Genomic DNA, 20,570 nt, shown 5'->3' with positions numbered 1-20,570 from the left:
GAGAGCGCAGGAAGGGAGCGACATGCCGGGCTGGGTTGAACACGTGTTGTGGTGGCAGGTCTATCCGCTGGGTTTCGTCGGGGCCGCCCACGAACCCGGTGACGCCGGCGGTGACGGCCGGGTGCGCCACCGGCTCGGGCACATCGAGGCCTGGCTCGACCACGCGATCGGGCTGGGACTCAACGGGTTGTTGCTCGGCCCGATCTTCGACTCGGGTACTCACGGCTACGACACGATCGACTACCGGCGCCTCGATCCGCGACTCGGCGACGACGCTGACTTCGACCATCTGGTCACCGCGTGCCGCGATCGGGGGCTGCGGATTCTCCTCGACGGTGTCTTCAACCATGTCGGCACCGAGTTCCCGCTCTTCCGCCAGGCCGTCGAGCAGGGCGAGGGGTCGGCGGCCAGCCGGGCGTTCCGCTTCCACTGGGGACACACCAACGAACTCGGGCTGCCGGCATACGACTGCTTTGAAGGGCACCAGTCGCTCGTGGAACTCAACCATGACGCCCCCGAGGTCGTCGATCTCGTCGTCGAGGTGATGACCCATTGGCTCGGCCGCGGCATCGACGGCTGGCGGTTGGATGCGGCCTATGCGGTGCCGGAATCCTTCTGGGCGCAGGTCCTTCCACGCGTGCGCGAGAGCCATCCGGACGCCTACATCCTCGGCGAGGTCATCCACGGCGACTATCCCGCGTTCGTCGCTGGCTCGGGTGTGGACTCGGTGACGCAGTACGAGCTGTGGAAGGCGATCTGGTCGAGCCTGCAGAGCGTCAACTTCTGGGAGTTGTCGCACGCGCTCGGGCGACACGACGGCTTCCTGGACAGCTTCGTCCCGCAGACCTTCCTCGGCAACCACGACGTGACCCGGATCGCCACCCAGATCGGCGATGCTCGGCACATCGGGCACGCGTATGCCGTGCTGCTCACTCTGGGTGGAACTCCGTCGATCTACTACGGGGACGAGATGGGCTACACCGGCACCAAGGAGCAGCGGGTCGGCGGCGACGATCAGGTCCGTCCGGTGATGCCCCGCAGCCCGTCGGAACTTGCTCTCGGGCACGAGGTTTTTGCCATCGTCCGCGAGCTGGTCTGCCTGCGCCGCCGGCATCCGTGGCTGCACCGCGGCCGCACCCGGGACCTCGTGCTGACCAATCCGGGCTACGCCTTCGAAGTCATCGGAGATGGCCTGGGAGAACGGATTGTGGTGTGCCTCAACATCTCCGGGGAGACCATGGCATTCGACGATCTCCGCGTGACGCAGGTGCTGGCAGGTGTGGCCGACATCGGTGATGCCGCCGCCGGTCGGGTCGCCGGCGGCCGGAGGCACACCGCGCAGGTGTCGATCGCACCGCACTCCTGGGCCGTGCTCGGATAGCAGCCGCCGCGGCTGCGCTGCTGCGGGCAGCGCTGCCAACAGCAGCGCGGGGTTTCGCGGCATCCGGGCTGCGGCGCACAGTGATCGGCATGAGCAAACGCGATCCCGTCCTGGTGCTGGACAAGGAACTTTATCGACGGCTCTTCGCCCAGCGCACCCTCGTCCTCGGCGAGGAGCTGGCGGACCACAACAGCAACCGGCTGTGCTCCGCGCTGCTGCTGCTTGCCGCCGAGGACCCGGCCGCCGACATCCGGCTGTTCGTCAACTCCCCGGGGGGGTCGGTGCCGGGCATGCTGGCGATCCGCGACTGCATGCGGGCGATCCCCAACGACGTGAGCACGGTCAACATCGGGATGGCCTACAGCGCAGGGCAATTCCTGCTCTCGTCCGGCACCAAGGGCAAGCGCTATGCGATGCCGCACTCAAAAGTGTTGCTGCACCAGGGATCCGCGGGTATCGGCGGGACGGCGATGGACATCGCCATCCAGGCTGACGGGCTGCGCCGCACCCGCGACACCGTGCTCGCGCTCATCGCGGCGGACACGGGCCAACCGGTTGAACGGGTCGAGGAGGACTCCCGGCGCGACCGGTGGTTCGACGCGCAGGAGGCGCTGGCCTATGGCTTCGTCGACGCGATCGTCGAGCGGGTCGAGGAGGTGCTGCCGAGCCGTCGACGGCCGGTCGGGCTGGGGGCCTCTTCGGGGGTGTCGTTGTGAGCAGCTACCCGATCCCTTACGTGACAACGCGGACCCCGGCGGGCGAGCGCACCGTGGACATCTACAGCCGGCTGCTCGCCGACCGGATCGTCTATCTCGGGACCGGCATCGACGACGGCGTCGCCAACGCCGTGATCGCGCAATTGTTGCACTTGGAGAACGAGAACCCCGATCATCCGATCGCGTTGTATGTCAACTCGGTTGGCGGCTCCATCCCGGCGACGCTGGCGATCTATGACGCGATGCAGTTCGTCCGTCCCCGGGTCGACACCACCTGTGTCGGCCAGGCGGTCGCGAGCGCGGCGCTGCTGCTGGCCGGGGGCGCCTCCGGGCACCGCAGCATCCTGCCTCACGGCCGGGTTGTCATCCACGCCCCCGCGGCCCAGGGACGGGGGACCGTGCCCGACCTGATCCTCGAGGCCGAGGAAGTCGAGCGGGTCCGGACAATGCAGGAGGAACTGCTGGCGCGGCATACGGGCAAGACGGCCGAGCAGGTGCGAACCGACACCGAGCGCGACCTGATCCTGCGCGGCCAAGCCGCGCTCGACTATGGCGTGGTCGACGCGGTCATCGCTGCACGCGCGATCGCGTCCTGACTGCTAAGCCGCGAGGCAGGTTGCCGTCACGCGCGTCGCCACCCGGCGGGTGAGCTCGCGGGTGGACAAGTCGAGCGCGCCCGCGAGCGCGGACAGCATCTCCGACGACGGATCTTTGCGGCCCCGCTCGAGTTCGGAGAGGTACTGCGGGGAAACCCCGGCGCGCTCGGCGATGTCGGCGATCCGCTCGCCGCGTTCGTTCCGCTCGGCGCGCAACTGCTCACCGAGCGCCTCGCGCCACAGCTTCTCCGGCGCCGGCTGCGGCCGTGGCTCGGGCCGGTGCAGGGGCACGACGTTGTTCATGGCGGGCAGCCTAAACCGTCCAGCCGGCCCGCGGGAGCGCGCTCGCGGGAGCCGATCGCCGGAACCGTCAATCCGACCCGCCGATATCGACGACGTAGGCCTCGTAGACCAGGTCGGAGCCGCGCTGGCGGTGGCGGACGAGACGGCGTAGCAGGGCGCCGACGGCCTCGCGGTGCGCGTTCGTGTCGACGGCCGCAGCGCCGTCATCGCGTGCGGCGAGCAGCCGGTCGACCTCGTCGAGGAAGTACACGTGGTCGGCCTGCAGCGCCTCCAACTTGGATATCAGGCGCGGCGACCGGGAACGGACATCGGCATGCAGCCCGCCCTCGGACTCGGTGAGTTCGACATGAACCCGCAGGTCGTGGGCCAACTCGGTCAGGGCGGCCCGCACCCGGCGGCGCCACAGGGTGCCGAGCCCGGCGGGGAGGCCGAGCGCGTCGTCGAGCGCGCGCATCGCGTCACCGAGTTCGCCGCGGTGGGCGCGCACCTTGTGCAGGTATGCCGCGAAGTCCTCGTCCATCGCCACTCCGCTCGTCGGGCCTGGCCACCATGGTGACGGCATCCGGCCGGTTTGGCCAGGGCACGGCGCCGAGCGCCCGGGTAGGCTGCACACCACCTGACTGCCCGGAGGTTTGCCGTGCTCGTGCCGTTGACCGTCTCCGACTTCATCCGCCGCGGCGCGCTCGTCTATGGCGAGCGCACGGGTGTCATCGACGAGCCGGACCAGCCGGCCGCCTCCCTCGGCGAGATCACGTATGCCGATCTGGCCGAGCGCGCGCGGGCGATCGCGCGAGCGATGGAGCGCCTCGGCATACGGGAGGGGGAGCGGGTCGCGATGGTGACGCACAACTCGGCGCGCCTGCTCGCCGCCATCTTCGGGGTATGCGGCTTCGGCCGCATCCTGGTGCCGGTCAACTTCCGGCTCTCCCGCGCCGAGGTGGCATACATCGTCGAACAGTCCGGTGCCCGAGTGCTTTTCGTCGACCCGGAGCTACGCGACGATCTCGCCGGCGTGCCGTGTGAGCATACCTTCGTCCTCGGCGAGGACGAGCACCTCTTCGCCGACAGTGGCGGCGAGCCGACGCCGTGGTCGGCGCCCGATGAGAACGCCACGGCGACGATCAACTACACCTCCGGGACGACCGCGCGCCCCAAGGGCGTGCAGTTGACCCACCGCAATCTGTGGACCAACGCGATGATGATGGGCCTGCACCTGGGCGTCACCGATCGCGACGTCTACCTGCATACGCTGCCGATGTTCCACTGCAACGGCTGGGGTATGCCGTTCGTCTGCGCCGGGCTCGGCGTCCCGCAGGTGGTGCTCCGTAAGGTCGACGGGCCGGAGATCCTGCGCCGGGTCGAGCGCCATGGTGTGACGCTGATGTGCGGCGCGCCGGCGGTGGTCGCGACCGTGCTCGACGCGGCGAAGAACTGGGACGGCCCGGTCCCCGGGCGCGGTCGGGTGCGGATCATCGTCGCCGGCGCCCCGCCCCCGAGCCGGACGATCGCCCGGGTCGAGGAGGAACTCGGCTGGGAGTTCATCCAGATCTATGGGCTGACCGAGACCGCGCCGCTGCTGACGGTCAACCGCAGCCGCGCCGAGTGGGACGGCCTGGGCACCCAGGAGCGCGCGGCCAAGCTGGTGCGGGCCGGGAACCCGGCCGTTGGTGTCGAGTTGTCGGTCGACCCCAAGGGGGAGGTGCTGGCCCGCTCCAATGTCGTGCTCGCCGGCTATTGGGACAACCCGGCCGAGACGGAGCGCTGCCTGGAGGGCGGCTGGTTCCACACCGGCGACGGCGGCTCGCTGGACGACGACGGCTATCTGACGATCTCCGACCGGCGCAAGGACGTGATCATCACCGGCGGTGAGAACGTCAGCTCGATCGAGGTCGAGGACGTCCTGTTCTCTCACCCTGATGTCGCCGAGGTCGCGGTCATCGGGGTCCCCGACGCCAAATGGGGCGAGACGATCAAGGCGCTGGTCGTATGCCGCGAGGGCGCCACCGTGACCGAGGCGGAACTCATCGACTACTGCAAGACCCGCGCGGCCCGGTTCAAGGCGCCGTCGTCGGTGGAGTTCCGCGATGCCTTGGCCCGCACCGCAACTGGCAAGCTGCAGAAGTTCAAGCTGCGCGCCCCGTATTGGGAGGACCGCGGCCGGAAGGTGAACTGAGCCGCGGCAGGGTTCGGTCAGGCTTCGAGCCCGGCCCAGACCATCGCGGCGACCTGCTCCTCCGCCTCGGCGCTGAGCAGGCCGCGCCGGGCGGCCTCATGGACCGGCGCGAGAACGATCGGATCGAGCGCCCAGTCCGGGACGGAACGCAGTTCGCCGGCCGTTTGCCGGGCGCGCATCCAGCGCACGAGGGGGGCCGCGGCGAGGTCCTTGGTGTGCACGGCCCGCTGGGAGTCGGCGGTGCCGGACAGCACGGTGGCATCGAGCGGCACGCGATAGAGCACCGCCGCCTTGCCCGGGTGCTCGCGCACCCAGGCCAGATGCCGGGCCACCAGATCGCGGATGCACTCCCGTGCCGGCCGGTCGTCGAGCGCCTGGGCCAGCGTGGCCACCAGATCGGCGAAGCAGTCGACGAGCAGCGCCAACAGGACTCCCTCGCGGCTGCCGAAATGGTGATAGATGCTGCCATTGGACACACCGGAGAGTCCGGTGATCCGGGCGATCGTCACCCCGCCGGGGCCGTCCTCGGCCAGTAGCTGGAGGGCGGCGTCGAGCACGGCGTCGCGGGTAGGCGTTGGTGCCACAATCCTCCTGGAGTTCTGCTCTAGAGCAATGCTCTAACATGGGCCGTATGCCGGACACTCAGACAACCACCGACGTCACCGCCCTGGACAACCGGCAGCCCAGTGTCGCCCATCTCTTCCGCGATCGAGTGGAGCGTTCTCCCGACGAGGTCGCCTATCAGTACTTCCGCGGTGACTCCCTCGAGCACGTCAGCTGGCGCGACGTGCGCACGATCGTCTGGGCGTGGGCGGCGGGGCTGGTCGCTGGAGGTGCGGCCGCAAGACCGGGTGGCCATCGCCTCCGCGACCCGCTACGAATGGGTTCTCGCGGACCTGGCGATCATGTGCGCGGGCGCGGCGACGACGACGATCTATCCGAACACGATGTCCGCCGACGTCGCCTACCTGCTCGCCGACGCCGGCTGCACGGTGGTCTTCGCCGAGGATGCCGACCAGGTGGCCAAACTGCGCGAGCAGCGCGCGCAGATCCCCTCGGTCCGCACGGTCGTCTGCTTCGACTCCTCGGCCGCCGACGACGATTGGCTGATCTCCACCGACGAGTTGGCGCGGCGCGGCGAGGCGCTGCTGCGCAACGATTCCGGCGTGATCGATGCCCGCATCGATGCTCTAGAGCCCGATCACCTGGCCACGATCATCTATACCTCCGGCACGACCGGCAGGCCCAAGGGCGCCGAGCTGACCCACGACGCGTTTGTCTATGTCGCCGCCGCCGCCGATGCGATCGGCCTGATGCGCCCGGAGGACCTGCAGTTCCTGTGGCTGCCGCTGTCGCACGTCTTCGGCAAGGTGCTGCTCACCATCCCGATGCAGATCGGGTTCCCGACCGCGATCGATGGGCGCCAGGACCGCATCGTCGACAACCTGGCGATCATCCGGCCGACGTGGATGGGTGCGGCGCCGCGCGTTTTCGAGAAGGCCAAGGTCGCGTCCGTCCTCGACGGCGTCCGTCCTCGACGCCGAGACCAGCCCGGTCAAGCGGGCGTTGACGTCGTGGGCACTCGGTGTGGGGCGCGACGTCGCGACCAGCCGCGAGCGCGGTGAACCGGTGGGGTTGGTGACGCGGGCCCAGTTCGCGGTGGCCGATCCGCTCGTCCTGGCCAAGGTTCGCGAGCGCTTCGGCGGGCGGATCCGGTTCCTCATCTCGGGGTCGGCGCCGCTGGATGCCGATGTGGCCCGCTGGTTCGCGGCCGTTGGCCTGACCGTGTGCGAGGGCTACGGGTTGACCGAGACCTCGGCGTTCACGACCGTCAACCTCCCCGAGCCGGGCAGGCACGTCTTCGGGTCGATCGGTCGACCCGCGCCCGGAACCGAGATCACGACGGCCGCGGACGGCGAGATCCTCGTCAAGGGTCCCGGTGTCATGCGCGGCTACCACGGCAACCCCGACGCGACCGCGGCCGTGTTCACCGAGGACGGCCGGTTCTGCACCGGCGACCTCGGCGAGATCGACGAGCGCGGCTTCATCCGGATCACCGGGCGCAAGAAGGACGTCTTCAAGACCTCCGGCGGCAAGTATGTCGCCCCGGGCCTGATCGAGGCGCACGTCAAGGGGCTGTGCCCCTATGTCAGCCAATTCGTCGTCCTCGGCGACGGCCACAACTACGCCAGCGCCCTGGTCACCCTCGACGCCGAGGCGATCACGCCCTGGGCCGCCGAACAGGGCCTGGACGGGGGCAGCTATGCCGAGATCGTCACCTCACCGCAGGCACGAGACCTTGTCCAGGGCTATGTCGACGAACTCAACCGGGGCCTGAACCGGTGGGAGACGATCAAACGCTTCGCCATCCTCGACCGCGATCTGACCCTCGAAGCCGGCGAATTGACCCCGAGTATGAAGCTGCGCCGGTCGGTGGTGCTCGACCACTTCGCGCCGCAAGTCGAGAGTCTCTATCCGGCCAATTGATCCCGAGGTGCCGATCGCGTCTCGGCGAAATCCAGCACGGCCGCCGGCTGCTGTGCCGAACGGTGGTGAGTTTGCCGGGTCAGCATCAGCCGCGGCGGCTTTCTCGGCAGACCCGGCATGGACAGGTGGTCTGCCGCATCAGGGAGATCAGGTCCAGCAGATAGGTCCAGGGTTGGTTGATGCCGAGGCTGCGCCGGTGGGCCAGGAACTGCTCGACCGGACCGGCGATGTCGATCACGGGGTGATACCAGGCGGCCGTGACAACGTCCCGATCGACGAGTCTCAGGCTCAGATAGCTACCGAGAGTGTCGTAGAGAGCCAGTGCATAGTTGACCTGGTCCCAGTCCTCGTCGCCCAGCACGGGGAAGTTGCCCGACTTTGCGGCTTGGTACAGGAGCTTGCGACCACCAGCCGCTTTGGGGTCGATGAGCGCTTCGTGAATCCGCTCAAAGGTCGCCAGCCGCTGGCTGCGCGAGCTGTGCCGAAGGGTCAGCCAGGTCGCCATCCCCGACAAGGCAAGCGCGACGATTGACACGACGATCGCCCACGACTCTGGGGCGTCCTTCATCGGTGGGCCTCCTTTGGGTGGTCAGTCGGCGCGGTGCGCAGTGGTGGCAGAGGACCGTAGGTCTCGGCCGGCAGTCGGGTGATCTGCCCGTCCACGATGGCGTTCCAGCCCAGCCACTGCCAGCTTTCCTCGGAGGCGCCGATCAGCGTCCCATCGGCGTCGAACACCGCCGTCTCGCCGTCACCGAGATAGTGCAGCCGGATGCCGTCCGGCTCCCCGGTCGCGGCATCCCAGATCCGCACCGTCCCATCGCGGCTGCCGCTGGCCAGGCGGGTCCCGTCCGGGGCATACGCCACCGCCCAGACCCCGCCGGTGTGGCCGGTCAGGGTGTGGATCGGCTGCCCGGTCGCGGCATCCCAGATCCGCACCTCCCCGTCGCTGCCGCTGGCCAGGCGGGTCCCGTCCGGGGCATACGCCACCGCCCAGACCCCGCCGGTGTGGCCGGTCAGGGTGTGGATCGGCTGCCCGGTCGCGGCATCCCAGATCCGCACCTCCCCGTCGCTGCCGCTGGCCAGGCGGGTCCCGTCCGGGGCATACGCCACCGCCCAGACCCCGCCGGTGTGGCCGGTCAGGGTGTGGATCGGCTGCCCGGTCGCGGCATCCCAGATCCGCACCGTCCCATCCTCGCTGCCGCTGGCCAGGCGGGTCCCGTCCGGGGCATACGCCACCGCCCAGACCCCGCCGGTGTGGCCGGTCAGGGTGTGGATCGGCTGCCCGGTCGCGGCATCCCAGATCCGCACCGTCCCATCGCCGCTGCCGCTGGCCAGGCGGGTCCCGTCCGGGGCATACGCCACCGCCCAGACCCCGCCGGTGTGGCCGGTCAGGGTGTGGATCGGCTGCCCGGTCGCGGCATCCCAGATCCGCACCGTCCCATCCTCGCTGCCGCTGGCCAGGCGGGTCCCGTCCGGGGCATACGCCACCGCCCAGACCCCGCCGGTGTGGCCGGTCAGGGTGTGGATCGGCTGCCCGGTCGCGGCATCCCAGATCCGCACCGTCCCATCGCGGCTGCCGCTGGCCAGGCGGGTCCCGTCCGGGGCATACGCCACCGCCCAGACCCCGCCGGTGTGGCCGGTCAGGGTGTGGATCGGCTGCCCGGTCGCGGCATCCCAGATCCGCACCTCCCCGTCGCTGCCGCTGGCCAGGCGGGTCCCGTCCGGGGCATACGCCACCGCCCAGACCCGGCCGGTGTGGCCGGTCAGGGTGTGGATCGGCTGCCCGGTCGCGGCATCCCAGATCCGCACCGTCCCATCCTCGCTGCCGCTGGCCAGGCGGGTCCCGTCCGGGGCATACGCCACCGCCCGGACCAGGCCGGTGTGGCCGGTCAGGGTGTGGATCGGCTGCCCGGTCGCGGCATCCCAGATCCGCACCGTCCCATCGCCGCTGCCGCTGGCCAGGCGGGTCCCGTCCGGGGCATACGCCACCGCCCGGACCAGGCCGGTGTGGCCGGTCAGGGTGTGGATCGGCTGCCCGGTCGCGGCATCCCAGATCCGCACCGTCCCATCGCCGCTGCCGCTGGCCAGGCGGGTCCCGTCCGGGGCATACGCCACCGCCCGGACCAGGCCGGTGTGGCCGGTCAGGGTGTGGATCGGCTGCCCGGTCGCGGCATCCCAGATCCGCACCGTCCCATCCTCGCTGCCGCTGGCCAGGCGGGTCCCGTCCGGGGCATACGCCACCGCCCAGACCCCGCCGGTGTGGCCGGTCAGGGTGTGGATCGGCTGCCCGGTCGCGGCATCCCAGATCCGCACCGTCCCATCGCCGCTGCCGCTGGCCAGGCGGGTCCCGTCCGGGGCATACGCCACCGCCCAGACCCCGCCGGTGTGGCCGGTCAGGGTGTGGATCGGCTGCCCGGTCGCGGCATCCCAGATCCGCACCTCCCCGTCGCTGCCGCTGGCCAGGCGGGTCCCGTCCGGGGCATACGCCACCGCCAAGACCCAGCCGGTGTGGCCGGTGAAGGGGAGCATGGTGCCGACGGGTAAGGGTGGGTCGGCCCTCGGGGCGATCAGCCAGCCTGGGCGCTCGGGCGCCGCTTGGCAGCGCAGGGCGGCCGTGCGATAAGTGTGCGCCGACGTGATGCCCATCGCGTCCAATTGACACTCCCGGAAGGTCGTGCCAGTGAGAGTCGCTCCGGTGAGATCAGCGTCGCTAAAGGTGGACCCGCGAATTAGCGCGTGGCTGAGGTCCGCCTGCACGAGCTGAGACCCCGCCAGCGATGCATTAGTGAGCCTGGCACGCGACAGGTCCGCGCGTTCTAAGTGTGCGCGCGACAGGTCCGTTCGCCGACGAGGCGATCCGATGGTCCACCCCGCCAGTTGCGCGTCGGATAAGTGAGCTCCGGCGAGCGGCTGATGCGGGTGGCCGTTGTCCGCCGCCGCGAGGGCGTAGGCGAGCGCCAGTTCGCTGGCTTGCGCGGCATACCGGCCGTTCAGAGCGGTGAGGGTTTCTCGGGCCACGCGCGCGGACTCCGGCGTGGTGGCCCCGAGTTGGCCGAGGAAGTCGAGAGTCTCCCGGCTCGGCACCGGCATGGCCCAGAGTTCGCGCACCGTGTCGACCTTGTCCGGGCCCAGGGCAAGCGCTGCGGCGAGGTAGCGAGCGAGGAAGTATTCGTGCAGGGAGCTGTGCCCGAAGGTGAATTCGTCGTCGCCGCGTCGCGAGACGAAACTTGCGGTGCGCAGATCCTCTTTCCACAGGTCGGGTTTCATCTCGTTCGGATAGTGGCGGCGCATGTCGGGCCTCGCGGCAAGGAAGTCCACCACCCACTGATCTTGGTGCGCTGCCGACCAGGACCGGCGGCCGTGGCGCCAGAGTTCGGCGGCGAGGTGCTCCATGAGCTCTTGCTTGTGCTCCGGCAAGAGCGTGTGTTTGCCGGAGTCGCGAGCGAGCCAGCGGTCGGTCATCGCGGCATACAGGTCGACCGGACGGACCGTTGCCCCGGCCAGCTTGGCCTGCTCGACGTATTCGAGTTCCTCGCTGATCATCATCAGAGTGAGCGGCCGCTCGGCCATGCCGCGCAGATCGTGAACACCGGCCAGCAGGTCCATGAGGCGATCGACGTCCGCCCCAGCAAGATTGGCGGCCAGGTAGTCCCGGATCTGGGCCTCCGTGAAGGGGAGCATGAAGAGCAACTGCCAGGCGTCCTTGACCGGGCCGCCCCGATCCTGCGCCGTCAGATGTGCCGTCTCGTCCTTGACGTCCCGGAAGTAGTGCGTGCGGCAGGTAACCAGCAGCTTGCTCGGGCGAAGACCGGCGCTAGCTGCGGGGCGCCGTCGCGTCGGTTGCCAGAACGTCCGCGTGCTCTCCAAAAGGTGCCGGGTGAACTCTTGCCCCTCGCGGCCACTGAGGTGGACGAGGATCTCATCGAGGCCGTCGAAGATGACGAGGCAGCCACCGGAACTGATGGCGTCGAGGACGGCCTCCACCGACGGCCGGTGCCCCGCAGTCGTTTCGGCGTCGAGGAGGGCTTCGATCACACCGCGCAGATTCGGGGACCGCCGGTATTGCTCGACTGTCATCCGCCGCAGATCGAAGAGGATGGGCAGCGGTTCCGCGTCCGGTCCGGACCGTTCGCGGCGGTCGAGGAGCTCGTCGGTGAGCAATTTCATCGTGGTGGTCTTGCCCGTGCCGAGGTCGCCGAGGACGGCCGTCAGCAGGGAAGGGGATTGGACGTCGCCGGCCCAGGACGCGAGGGTCTCCACCGCAGGCAGCGCCTTACCGTTTGGCCGAATGGTGCGCTCGCGAGCCCCGACCCAGCCTTCCAGCGCGCCACTCGAGATGGTGACGTCCACGAGCTTGTGCTCTGGACGTTGCCACCAGGCGGCGTCGTCGGAATAGCCGGCAATCGGGTCGATGGGATCGACGTCCCGGTCAGGAGGACGGATGTGGCCCCGGCTGGCCCGGACCGCGCTGGCAGCGGCGGTTTCCTGCCCCGAGGGCGTCGCCGACGAAGCCAGGCGATGACGGACCGCGACGAGCACCTGCTGGACGAAGGCGTCCTTGTCCTCGAGTTGAGTCCGTAACGTTGGTGTACGAGGCCGGTGGTTGTTCGTGTCCTTCCCGGGAGACACGACGGCCACCGGGCATCCTTCGAGTGAACCCATCACAGCACTCTCGAAAGGATGGTCCCGATGACCGTCGCATTGCCCAGTATCGACCCTGCCCGTTTCTTGGACGAACAGCTCGCGCAGGCGAGCCCGGACTTGATGCGGGAGATGTTGTCCACGTTCATCCACACGATCCTGTCCGCGCAGGCCGATGCGGTGTGTGGGGCGGAGTACCGCTCCCGCACCCCGGAACGGTCGAATCGTCGTAACGGCTACCGCCACCGTGATCTCGACACCCGGGTCGGCACCATCGATGTGGCGATCCCGAAACTGCGGGAAGGCACCTTCTTCCCGGACTGGTTGTTGACCCGGCATTCGCGGGCGGAGAAGGCGCTGACCAGCGTGGTCGCGACCTGCTACCTGCTGGGGGTCTCGACCCGGCGGATGGACCGGCTGGTCCAAGCGCTCGGGATCACCGGCCTATCGAAGTCCACGGTCAGTGAGATGGCCAAGGATCTCGACGGTCAGGTCGAGGCGTTCCGGACCCGCCCGTTGGACGCCGGGCCGTACACCTTTGTCGCCGCGGACGCGTTGACGATCAAGGTGCGTGAAGGCGGGCGCGTGGTCAAGATCGCGACCATGCTCGCCACCGGCGTCAACGCCGAGGGGTACCGGGAGATCCTCGGTGTCCAGGCGTCCACGGCCGAGACCGGCGCCGGCTGGCTCACCTTCTTCCGGGATCTGGTCGCCCGCGGCCTGACCAGCGCCGGCCCGGTCGGTCTGGTGACCTCCGATGCCCACGCCGGACTGGTCGAGGCCATCGGCGCGACGCTGCCCGGGACGGCGTGGCAGCGTTGTCGTACTCACTACGCGGCGAACTTGATGGCGGTGACCCCGAAGAACAGTTGGCCGTGGGTGAAAGCGTTGCTGCACAGCGTGTATGACCAGCCCGACGCTGCAAGCGTGCACGCCCAGTTCGACCGGATCGTCGAGACCCTGACCGAGAAACTGCCCGCGGTCGCCGCGCACCTCGACGACGCCCGCGCCGACATCCTGGCCTTCACCGTCTTCCCCAAAGGCGCCTGGAAGCAGATCTGGTCGAACAACCCCCAGGAGCGGCTTAACCGGGAAATCCGCAGGAGGACCGATGTGGTCGGGATCTTCCCCAACCGCGACGCCCTGATCCGGCTGGTCGGCGCGGTCCTAGCCGAACAACACGACGAGTGGACCGAACAACGCCGCTACCTCGGCCTCGAACTCCTCGCCCAATGCCGCAAAGCCCTCACCCCCAAGGAGGAAACCCCCGCCCAGAACCCACTCACCGCGATCACCGCGTAACCCCGACACGCCCGAAGGATGAAAAACCTTCAAACACCACGCATCAGGACTTGACCTGTCCTCGGCCCGCCGGCACGCAGAATACGGGCGGTGTTGGCCGACGATCTCGCCCACGACGATCGGGTCCCACGAGCGCTCGGCTTCGATCGTGGTCAACGCGACCGGGACGACCGTCGCGTCGCCGAGGCGATCCAGGTCGCCACCCGCCTCGACCACGTATGCCGTGCTCGCCAGGACGATGACGACCTCGGCCGACCGAATTGCTTCGGCGCGCGCCTCGTCAGGATCGTCGCCCAGCGCAACCTCGCACGAGGCGCTCACCTGGCATTCGTTGATTCCTCCTCGGCCACGCAGGTGCTGCCGCAGTCGGGAGACGAAATCATCGACAAGCTTGCGCCGGGCGGATTCTTCGCAGGCGTGGCTGACGTGGATCCGGGCCGGTATGCCGCGCGTGACCATGGGCGCCACGGGGTCGGCAGGCACGCCGTCCTCAGCGCGCGCCCGGGACATCTCGGAGAGTTCGTCGGCGGTGGTGTCGGCTCCCTCGAACCAACAGTGCCGCCTCGCCGGCGGCTCCTTGCCACCATCCACCACGAGGCGGAAGTCGATGCCGGCCTCCTCTGCTGCCTGCGCGACCGCGGCGCGGAGTTGACGGAAGAGTGAGAGGCGCTTTTCGTCCTCGCCCGGCGTGGTCGCCACATCGAGCGCTTGGTCGAGGGGAATGAGTCGCGCGTCATCCAAGAGCGTGACCAGGGCTTCGAGTCGGTCGCGTTGGCGCTGGGACACATAGGTCGTGAGTGCGCTCAGGTGCCGTCGAACGGCGTTCGCGGCGAGTCGTTGCGCCGGCCTTCTTCGCGCTGGCCGAGTCATGGCGCGCGTCCGACGTCCCGCAGGATCCGGTGGCGGATCCGGGTGGCCAGCTTGGCGGCGAAGTTGTCCTGTGCGGCCGGCGTGGTGAGTTCGCTGAAGAAGCGGTCCCGGCCCGAACTTGCCCGATGGAGATAGGACTGGGGGATCTCCAGGCCGTGCAGGTCCCGGCTGCCGTCGAACGAGACCGGCTTCAGGCCGACCGGCAGCACCCACGTCACCGCCTGCGATCCGGCAATGCGCGGGATCTCCTCCTCGACGATGAACGGCCGGGTGATGTAGTGCGGGCTGATTAACGCGAGGGCGTAGTCACACTCGTCCAGCCGCGCGAGGATCTCCCGGCGCCAGTCGTCTCCCAGATGGATCTCGGAGTCGGACCAGAGCTTCACCCTCATTCCGGCCAGCGATTCCAGCTCCGGTCGCAACCGCGACATCAACCGCTCGACGACGGGTTGATCGGCATGTGCCCAGCTCAGACCCGGATCCGCGAGTAGCTTGCGTGTGGGTTGGGCGGCCAGTGAACGGCGGATAGATTTTGTGTTGTGGCAGTGTGTATTTGGGTGCGGGCAGCGCGGATGGCCCGGTGGCGCTCGGGTGGGCGGGTCTTCGGGGTCCTGGGTCGTCGGGGCAGGGGCGCGGCGGGTTAGGCCGCGGTGGGTAAGGCCCGGATCCGGGCCAGGACGGTGGGCAGGAGCTGGCGGTCGGGTGGCAGCCGCAGGATCAGCTGGCGGCCGTGGCGGACTATGCGGGCTGGGACGCAGAGCAGTTCGTGGCGTAGGCGGGCGCCGTGGGCGCGGTGACGCTGGTCGATCCCGGTCAGGGCTTGCAGCAGAACGGAGATGTTCCCGGCGAGCAGGGCAGCCCACATCCACACCGTGTTGATGGCGTGGTCGCCCGACGGCAGATGCCGCAGCGCGGCCCCGAGTTTGGCTTCCCGGATCCGGTCCTCAATGTCGGTGCGGCGGCGGAACCAGGACTCGACCTGCGTGATCGAGGCAACCGGTGCGGCCGCCTCACCCGGCTCCGCCGGGCTCCGCCGGCTCGGCCGGCTCGGCCGGCTCGGTGGGGTTGGCCGGGTGGTCGTTGGCGGGGATATTGGTGACGATGAAGGAGACCGCGTGGGCGTGACTGGCCGCGCCCTCCAACGCCAGGGCGAGCTGGTTCGTCTCGATGGTGCGCCGACGCCGGGAGCGCGGGTCGCCCGAGATGTCCTCGGCCTCGATGCGGACCCGGCGCACGATGGTGTACGTGTGCGGCGGCCACCCCTGCGGGGCGTAGTCGACCGCGGCGACCTGCGCGCCGGGCATCCCCTCCGCCGCACCCCAGGCGTCCTCGGGGATGGCGGCGTAGGCGCGCCACATCGCGGTGTTCCGTTTCGCGGCGATGGCGAAGTCACACCCGGCCTCCACCGCGGCGTGGGCCAGGTCGGCGGTGAAGTAGCCGGCATCCGCGCGCACCCGCAACCGATCCCAGTCGGCCGCGGCCGAGCGGATGTCCTCGGGGATCCCGGCCAGGACCCGGCGCAGCAGGTCAGCGGCCCGGGGCCTCACATCCTCATTCCCCGCGAGCAACTCCGCGGCCAGGGTCAACCCGGCCTCGGCCCAGGTCCCCAGATGCGGACGGCCCGCGCGCTGACCGTGATAGTTGTAGGCCACACCCTGCTTCGTCGGCCCGTACACCTCCACATCGGTGGAATCCAAGTCCACCGTCACCGCCGCCGCCAACACCGCCCGGCGGGACGCCGGCAACAAGGCCACCGCATGACCGGTCAGGTCCGCGACCGCACTCTCCAGGCCGGCCAGCTGCGCCGGCCCGAACCGGCGGGCCAACCCCGCCGCCGTGCTCGAGGCCAACGCCGGCACCGCCGACAACGCGGACCCGGCCACATCCTGGCGCTGCCGGTCCAACGCGGCCAGCACATCCCCGCCGAGCAACTGGCACTGCGCCAGCGACCAGCACCTGCCCGGCCGTCGCGCCCCGCTCCCGCTCCTTGATCGCACCGATCCAGGCGCCCGACCAGATCCAGCTTCTCGATGAACTCCGCGAGCGCTGCCACCCCCGAGATCCCGGTCAACGACGGATCCGGCGCGCCGATCCGCACCCGCTTCCGCACCCGGCCACGACCACGTACTCTCTTCACCGACAAGGTGCTTCTCCTAGCTGGACGATCGAAGGCTTCGTAACCCCGATTCTCCCAGTAGGACAAGCACCTTCGTCACATCACACGCCGCACCCCCGACCATTACTCGCGGATCCGGGTCAGAAAGATCGTTCGCTCGATCCGAAGCTCTTCATGGTGGGGCAATTCCTGCGGCGCGACCGGCATGACGTTCTCCTACGAAGGAACTACGATTGCTGCTACGGGTAACCTACGGCAGGGCGAGATGTGTGACAAGGCCGGAACGCCCCGCCGGTTGTATTCGTTCTGGATTTCTTGGTTCGTCACTCCCGGGTCAGCTAGATGATTGATTCCAAGGTGTTATGGGTGTGGCTGGCGTGGCGTGTGTGGTGATTAGGTGAGGGTGCCCAGACTCGGTGTTGCAACCAACGTCGAGCAGGAGGCTCATCGTGGACACCGATCTGGACACCCTCGCCACCGCACTGTATGTCACCTGTGACGATCTGTTGACCCGACGTCCCGAGCTGGCGCCGTGGCGGCCGCCGATCGGGAAGAAACCGCAGATCAGCGACGCGGAGATCGTCACATTGGCGATGCTGGCCGCGGTGTTGACGATCTCGAGCGAGGCCCGCTGGATGCGCTACGCCGCCGCCCATCTACGGCATCTGTTCCCCTACCTGCCCCAGCAGCCGGGGTACAACAAACGGCTGCGCCGACTCGGTGGCCTGATGGACGCCTTGATCCACCACCTCGCCGCGGACACCAGCGTCTTCGGCGATGACGTGCTGGTCGTTGACTCCACCCCCATCGAGTGCGCCCGCTCCCGCGAGACCGTCTGAGTTTGGCAGCCTGATTTGGCCCCACTGTGACGGCTTGAACTGGCCCCACCTGTGTGTCTGTGTGGGGGTGTCGTGACGGTCTGATTTGGCCCCACCCGGGTTGGCTCGATGTGACAGGTGTCGTCGAGTCGAAAGCGGGGCGCGGGGTCGTGTGGAGGTCGAGGGTGGAGTTGTTCGAGCAGATCCGCCGGGATAGGCGGCTGGATGAGTCGATCTCGATCCGGGGGCTCGCGGATCGGTATGGGGTCCATCGCCGTACGGTCCGGGCGGCGTTGGCGGATCCTGTTCCGCCGCAACGGAAATTGGCGGAGCGTCGGGCTCCGGTGCTGGATGGGGCGCGGGAGTTGATCGACGCGATGTTGACCGCGGACCTGACCGCGCCGCGGAAGCAGCGGCACACCGCGGTCCGGGTCCGGGACCGGCTGGTGACCGAGCACGGGCTGGTGATCTCGTATTCCACGGTCCGTGATTATGTCCGCGTGGCGCGGCCGCGGATCGCCGCGGAGGCCGGCCGCAGTCTGGATGAGGTGTTCGTGCCGCAGTGGCACGAACCGGGCGCGGAGGCCGAGGTCGACTTCGCTGATTTGTGGATTGACTGCCAGGGGCAGCGGGTCAAGTGGTATTTGTTCACGTTCCGGATGTCGTACTCGGGCAAAGCGGTTCACCGGGTGTACCAGTCCGCGTCGCAGGAGTCTTTCCTGGCTGGGCATGTTGCCGCGTTCACCGAGCTCGGTGGGGTCCCGGTGGGCGCGATCCGGTATGACAATCTCTCGGCCGCGGTGAAGAAGATCTGCCAGGGCCGCTCGAGGGTCGAAACCGACCGGTGGACGATCTTCCGCTCCTACTACGGCTTCGACGCCTTCTACTGCCGTCCTGGCCGCGACGGCGCCCACGAGAAGGGCGGTGTCGAGGGTGAGGGCGGCCGGTTCCGCCGTACCCATCTGGTCCCGGTCCCGGCGGTGACCAGTGTCGGGGAGCTGAACGCGTTGTTGGCCGGGTACGACACCGCCGACGATGCCCGGCGGGTCGGATCGCGCACCAGCACAGTGGGGTTCGACTTCGCCCACGAGAAGCCGCTGCTGCGGCCGCTGCCGGCTGAACCGTATGAGGTCGCGACCACGTTGACCCCGCGGGTTGATCGACACGCCCGGGTCAGCGTGCGGCAGGTCTCCTACTCCGTCCCGGCCCGGCTGGTCGGGCGGCGCGTGCGGGTGGTCCTCGACGACGAGCACGTGAGTGTCTATGACGGGCAAGCCCTGGTCGCGGTCCATGCCCGCTCCACCAATCGCGGCTCCCAGATGCTGGTGCTCGATCACTACCTCGATGTGCTGGCCCGTAAACCCGGGGCGCTGCCCGGCGCGTTGGCGCTGGCCCAGGCCCGCACCTCCGGGGTGTTCACTTCCACCCATGACGCCTGGTGGGACGCGGCCCGCCGCGCCCACCCCGACGACGACGCGGCCGCGACCCGCTCCATGATCGAGGTGCTCCTGCTGCACCGGAACCTCCCGGCTGCGGCCGTGCTGGCCGGGATCCAGGCCGCCCTGGCCATCGGGGCCACCAATCCCGATGTCGTGGCCGTCCAAGCCCGCCACGCCGCCACCGCCCCGGACAGCGGGATCGTCATCCCCCTCCCCGCCCGGATCGAGACCGACCCGCGCCCGGTACCCGACCTGACCGCCTACGACACCCTGCTCAACCCCGCCACCACCACCGAAACACACTGAGACAGAAAGAAGAATCCTCATGCCAGCACGAACTGCCACCCACGCCCGCGGCACCAGCAGCATCGGCGGCGGCGACGCCGCCGCGATCGCCGCCGTCGCCATCGCCGCCCGCACCCTGGGCCTGCCCACCGTGCGCGACGACCTCGACGAACACCTCGCCACCGCCGAACGGGAACACCTCTCCTACGCCGGATTCCTCGCCGACCTCCTCAGCGCCGAATGCGACGACCGCGCCACCCGACGGCAAGCCCGCCGCGTCCGCGAAGCCGGGTTCCCGAGACCGAAACGGTTGGAACAGTTCAACTTCGACGCCAACCCCGCGATCAACCCCGCGACCATCAACACCCTCGCCGCCGGCGAATGGATCACCACCGGATCCCCGCTATGCCTGATCGGGGACTCCGGCACCGGGAAAACCCACCTGCTCATCGGGCTCGGCACCGCCGCCGCCGAACAAGGCCACCGGGTCCGCTACGTGCTGGCCTCGAAACTGGTCAACGAACTCGCCGAAGCCGCCAGCGAGCACCAACTCGCGAAAACCATCGCCCGCTACGGCCGGCTCGACCTGCTCTGTATTGACGAACTCGGCTACCTCAGCCTCGACCGCCACGGCGCCGAACTCCTCTTCCAACTACTCACCGAACGCGAGGAAAAGGCCTCCATCGCCATCGCCGCGAACGAGCCATTCTCCTCCTGGACAACAACATTCACCGACCCGCGCCTCTGTGCCGCGATCGTCGATCGCCTCACCTTCAACGGCCACATCATCCAAACCGGCACCACCAGCTACCGACTCGCCCACACCCGCAAGAACTAAGACAGAACCACCAGCCTGGGGCCAGTTCAAGCCGTCACAGTGGGGCCAGCCCAGGTTGACATACTCAACCGTCAAACGCTCCGAGTTGGCCGGGTGGGCCGAATACGGCTACTGCGCCTCCCACTCCCGCTACTTCTGGGGGCTACGGCTGCACCTGATCACCACGCTGCACGGGCTGCCCATCGCCTACGCCCTCACCGGCGCCAAAGCCGACGAACGCCAGGTGCTGCTCGACCTGATCGAGACCGACCCCACCCTGACCGCCCCCGCACCCTCGACTCTGATGGCAGACAAGCACTACTTCGGCCGCGACTTCGAAACCTCCTTAGCGGCAGCAGAATTCACCCTCATCCGCAAGGCACGCGCCGGGGAAAGACCACGCCCGGGAGCCCACCTGCTCAAACCTCTCCGACAGATCATCGAGTCCGTCTTCGACACCGGCAAAGGCCAACTCGACCTCGAACGCCACGGCGGACGCACCCCCGCCGGCGTGATCGTCCGGGTCCTGCAACGACTCCTGGCCTTAACCGCCGCCATCTGGCACAACGACCACGCCGGCGCCCGACCCCTACGCTCCCTGACCGCCTACGACCACTGACCCCCGG

The 20,570-nt window shown here is 69.0% G+C and carries 18 protein-coding genes and 3 pseudogenes; 12 read left to right on the top strand and 9 right to left on the bottom strand.

The features are described from left to right. Positions 1–22: 22 nt before the first annotated feature. From V9G19_RS22040 to V9G19_RS22030, 3 genes are all read left to right on the top strand, one after another. The gene (locus V9G19_RS22040; protein WP_462287524.1) at positions 23–1,381 is read left to right on the top strand and encodes an alpha-amylase family protein; all 1,359 of its coding nucleotides are present in this window, start codon (positions 23–25) and stop codon (positions 1,379–1,381) included. Between the two features lie 89 nt (positions 1,382–1,470). After that, positions 1,471–2,097, top strand: coding sequence for a ClpP family protease (locus V9G19_RS22035; RefSeq protein ID WP_462287523.1), 627 nt, complete (start codon positions 1,471–1,473; stop codon positions 2,095–2,097). Further along, positions 2,094–2,693: a ClpP family protease gene (locus V9G19_RS22030; RefSeq protein ID WP_462287522.1), complete on the top strand. Its 600-nt coding sequence runs from the start codon at positions 2,094–2,096 to the stop codon at positions 2,691–2,693. The genes V9G19_RS22035 and V9G19_RS22030 overlap by 4 nt, the downstream gene beginning before the upstream one ends. 3 nt (positions 2,694–2,696) lie before the next feature. Here V9G19_RS22030 and V9G19_RS22025 read toward each other — a convergent pair whose 3' ends face one another. Together V9G19_RS22025 and V9G19_RS22020 are read right to left on the bottom strand one after the other, a co-directional pair. After that, on the bottom strand, positions 2,697–2,996 hold the full coding sequence (locus V9G19_RS22025; RefSeq protein WP_462287521.1) for a helix-turn-helix domain-containing protein: 300 nt from the start codon (positions 2,994–2,996) through the stop codon (positions 2,697–2,699). A gap of 67 nt (positions 2,997–3,063) precedes the next feature. Next, positions 3,064–3,516 carry a hypothetical protein gene (locus tag V9G19_RS22020; protein WP_462287520.1) on the bottom strand — a complete coding sequence of 151 codons (453 nt, stop codon included), beginning with the start codon at positions 3,514–3,516 and terminating at the stop codon, positions 3,064–3,066. Between the two features lie 117 nt (positions 3,517–3,633). On the opposite strand from V9G19_RS22020, the gene V9G19_RS22015 reads away from it, so the two are divergent. Beyond that, on the top strand, positions 3,634–5,169 hold the full coding sequence (locus V9G19_RS22015) for an AMP-binding protein (RefSeq protein ID WP_462287519.1): 1,536 nt from the start codon (positions 3,634–3,636) through the stop codon (positions 5,167–5,169). 17 nt (positions 5,170–5,186) lie between these two features. Here V9G19_RS22015 and V9G19_RS22010 read toward each other — a convergent pair whose 3' ends face one another. Further along, positions 5,187–5,753, bottom strand: a complete 567-nt coding sequence (locus V9G19_RS22010) for a TetR/AcrR family transcriptional regulator (RefSeq protein ID WP_462287518.1) — start codon at positions 5,751–5,753, stop codon at positions 5,187–5,189. A 249-nt stretch (positions 5,754–6,002) separates the two neighbouring features. Here V9G19_RS22010 and V9G19_RS22005 point away from each other — a divergent pair, with 249 nt between their 5' ends. Together V9G19_RS22005 and V9G19_RS22000 are read left to right on the top strand one after the other, a co-directional pair. After that, a complete protein-coding gene (locus V9G19_RS22005; protein ID WP_462287517.1) occupies positions 6,003–6,794 on the top strand; it encodes an AMP-binding protein in 792 nt (263 codons plus the stop codon). Positions 6,795–6,807: 13 nt separating this feature from the next. Beyond that, on the top strand, positions 6,808–7,656 hold the full coding sequence (locus V9G19_RS22000; protein WP_462287516.1) for an AMP-dependent synthetase/ligase: 849 nt from the start codon (positions 6,808–6,810) through the stop codon (positions 7,654–7,656). An 85-nt stretch (positions 7,657–7,741) separates the two neighbouring features. Here V9G19_RS22000 and V9G19_RS21995 read toward each other — a convergent pair whose 3' ends face one another. Together V9G19_RS21995 and V9G19_RS21990 are read right to left on the bottom strand one after the other, a co-directional pair. Then, a complete protein-coding gene (locus tag V9G19_RS21995; RefSeq protein WP_462287515.1) occupies positions 7,742–8,224 on the bottom strand; it encodes a hypothetical protein in 483 nt (160 codons plus the stop codon). Beyond that, a complete protein-coding gene (locus tag V9G19_RS21990; protein ID WP_462287514.1) occupies positions 8,221–12,294 on the bottom strand; it encodes an NACHT and WD40 repeat domain-containing protein in 4,074 nt (1,357 codons plus the stop codon). The genes V9G19_RS21995 and V9G19_RS21990 overlap by 4 nt, the downstream gene beginning before the upstream one ends. A 51-nt stretch (positions 12,295–12,345) precedes the next feature. Here V9G19_RS21990 and V9G19_RS21985 point away from each other — a divergent pair, with 51 nt between their 5' ends. Continuing rightward, positions 12,346–13,599, top strand: a complete 1,254-nt coding sequence (locus V9G19_RS21985) for an IS256 family transposase (protein ID WP_462283538.1) — start codon at positions 12,346–12,348, stop codon at positions 13,597–13,599. A gap of 510 nt (positions 13,600–14,109) precedes the next feature. On the opposite strand, the pseudogene V9G19_RS21980 reads toward V9G19_RS21985, so the two are convergent. From V9G19_RS21980 to V9G19_RS21965, 4 genes and pseudogenes are all read right to left on the bottom strand, one after another. After that, positions 14,110–14,469: pseudogene (locus tag V9G19_RS21980) on the bottom strand (hypothetical protein); the annotation flags it as partial. Continuing rightward, positions 14,466–14,942, bottom strand: coding sequence for a toll/interleukin-1 receptor domain-containing protein (locus tag V9G19_RS21975; RefSeq protein WP_462287622.1), 477 nt, complete (start codon positions 14,940–14,942; stop codon positions 14,466–14,468). The gene V9G19_RS21975 and the pseudogene V9G19_RS21980, both read right to left, overlap by 4 nt. A gap of 167 nt (positions 14,943–15,109) precedes the next feature. Further along, entirely contained in the window at positions 15,110–15,457 is a 348-nt protein-coding gene (locus V9G19_RS21970; RefSeq protein ID WP_462284294.1) for a transposase, read from the bottom strand. Between the two features lie 22 nt (positions 15,458–15,479). Then, positions 15,480–16,466 (bottom strand): transposase, encoded by a 987-nt coding sequence (locus V9G19_RS21965; RefSeq protein WP_462287513.1) that lies wholly within the window; start codon positions 16,464–16,466, stop codon positions 15,480–15,482. Positions 16,467–16,499: 33 nt separating this feature from the next. Here V9G19_RS21965 and V9G19_RS21960 point away from each other — a divergent pair, with 33 nt between their 5' ends. The 5 genes and pseudogenes from V9G19_RS21960 to V9G19_RS21940 all read left to right on the top strand — a co-directional run. Next, complete coding sequence (locus tag V9G19_RS21960; protein ID WP_462287512.1) at positions 16,500–16,649, top strand: hypothetical protein; 150 nt, start codon at positions 16,500–16,502, stop codon at positions 16,647–16,649. Positions 16,650–17,034: 385 nt separating this feature from the next. Beyond that, positions 17,035–17,421, top strand: a pseudogene (locus tag V9G19_RS21955) (transposase family protein); the annotation flags it as partial. A 152-nt stretch (positions 17,422–17,573) separates the two neighbouring features. Beyond that, the gene (gene istA / locus V9G19_RS21950; RefSeq protein ID WP_462287511.1) at positions 17,574–19,148 is read left to right on the top strand and encodes an IS21 family transposase; all 1,575 of its coding nucleotides are present in this window, start codon (positions 17,574–17,576) and stop codon (positions 19,146–19,148) included. Between the two features lie 19 nt (positions 19,149–19,167). Further along, positions 19,168–19,965 (top strand): IS21-like element helper ATPase IstB, encoded by a 798-nt coding sequence (gene istB, locus V9G19_RS21945; protein ID WP_462287510.1) that lies wholly within the window; start codon positions 19,168–19,170, stop codon positions 19,963–19,965. Positions 19,966–20,032: 67 nt separating this feature from the next. Then, positions 20,033–20,563 (top strand): annotated as a pseudogene (locus V9G19_RS21940) (transposase); the annotation flags it as partial. Positions 20,564–20,570: the final 7 nt, after the last annotated feature.

It is taken from the genome of Nostocoides sp. (genome assembly GCF_037045025.1).
GTDB lineage: Bacteria > Actinomycetota > Actinomycetes > Actinomycetales > Dermatophilaceae > Nostocoides_A.
Note: the sequence above shows the minus strand (reverse complement) of the source record. Positions and strands in the feature narration are given on the sequence as shown.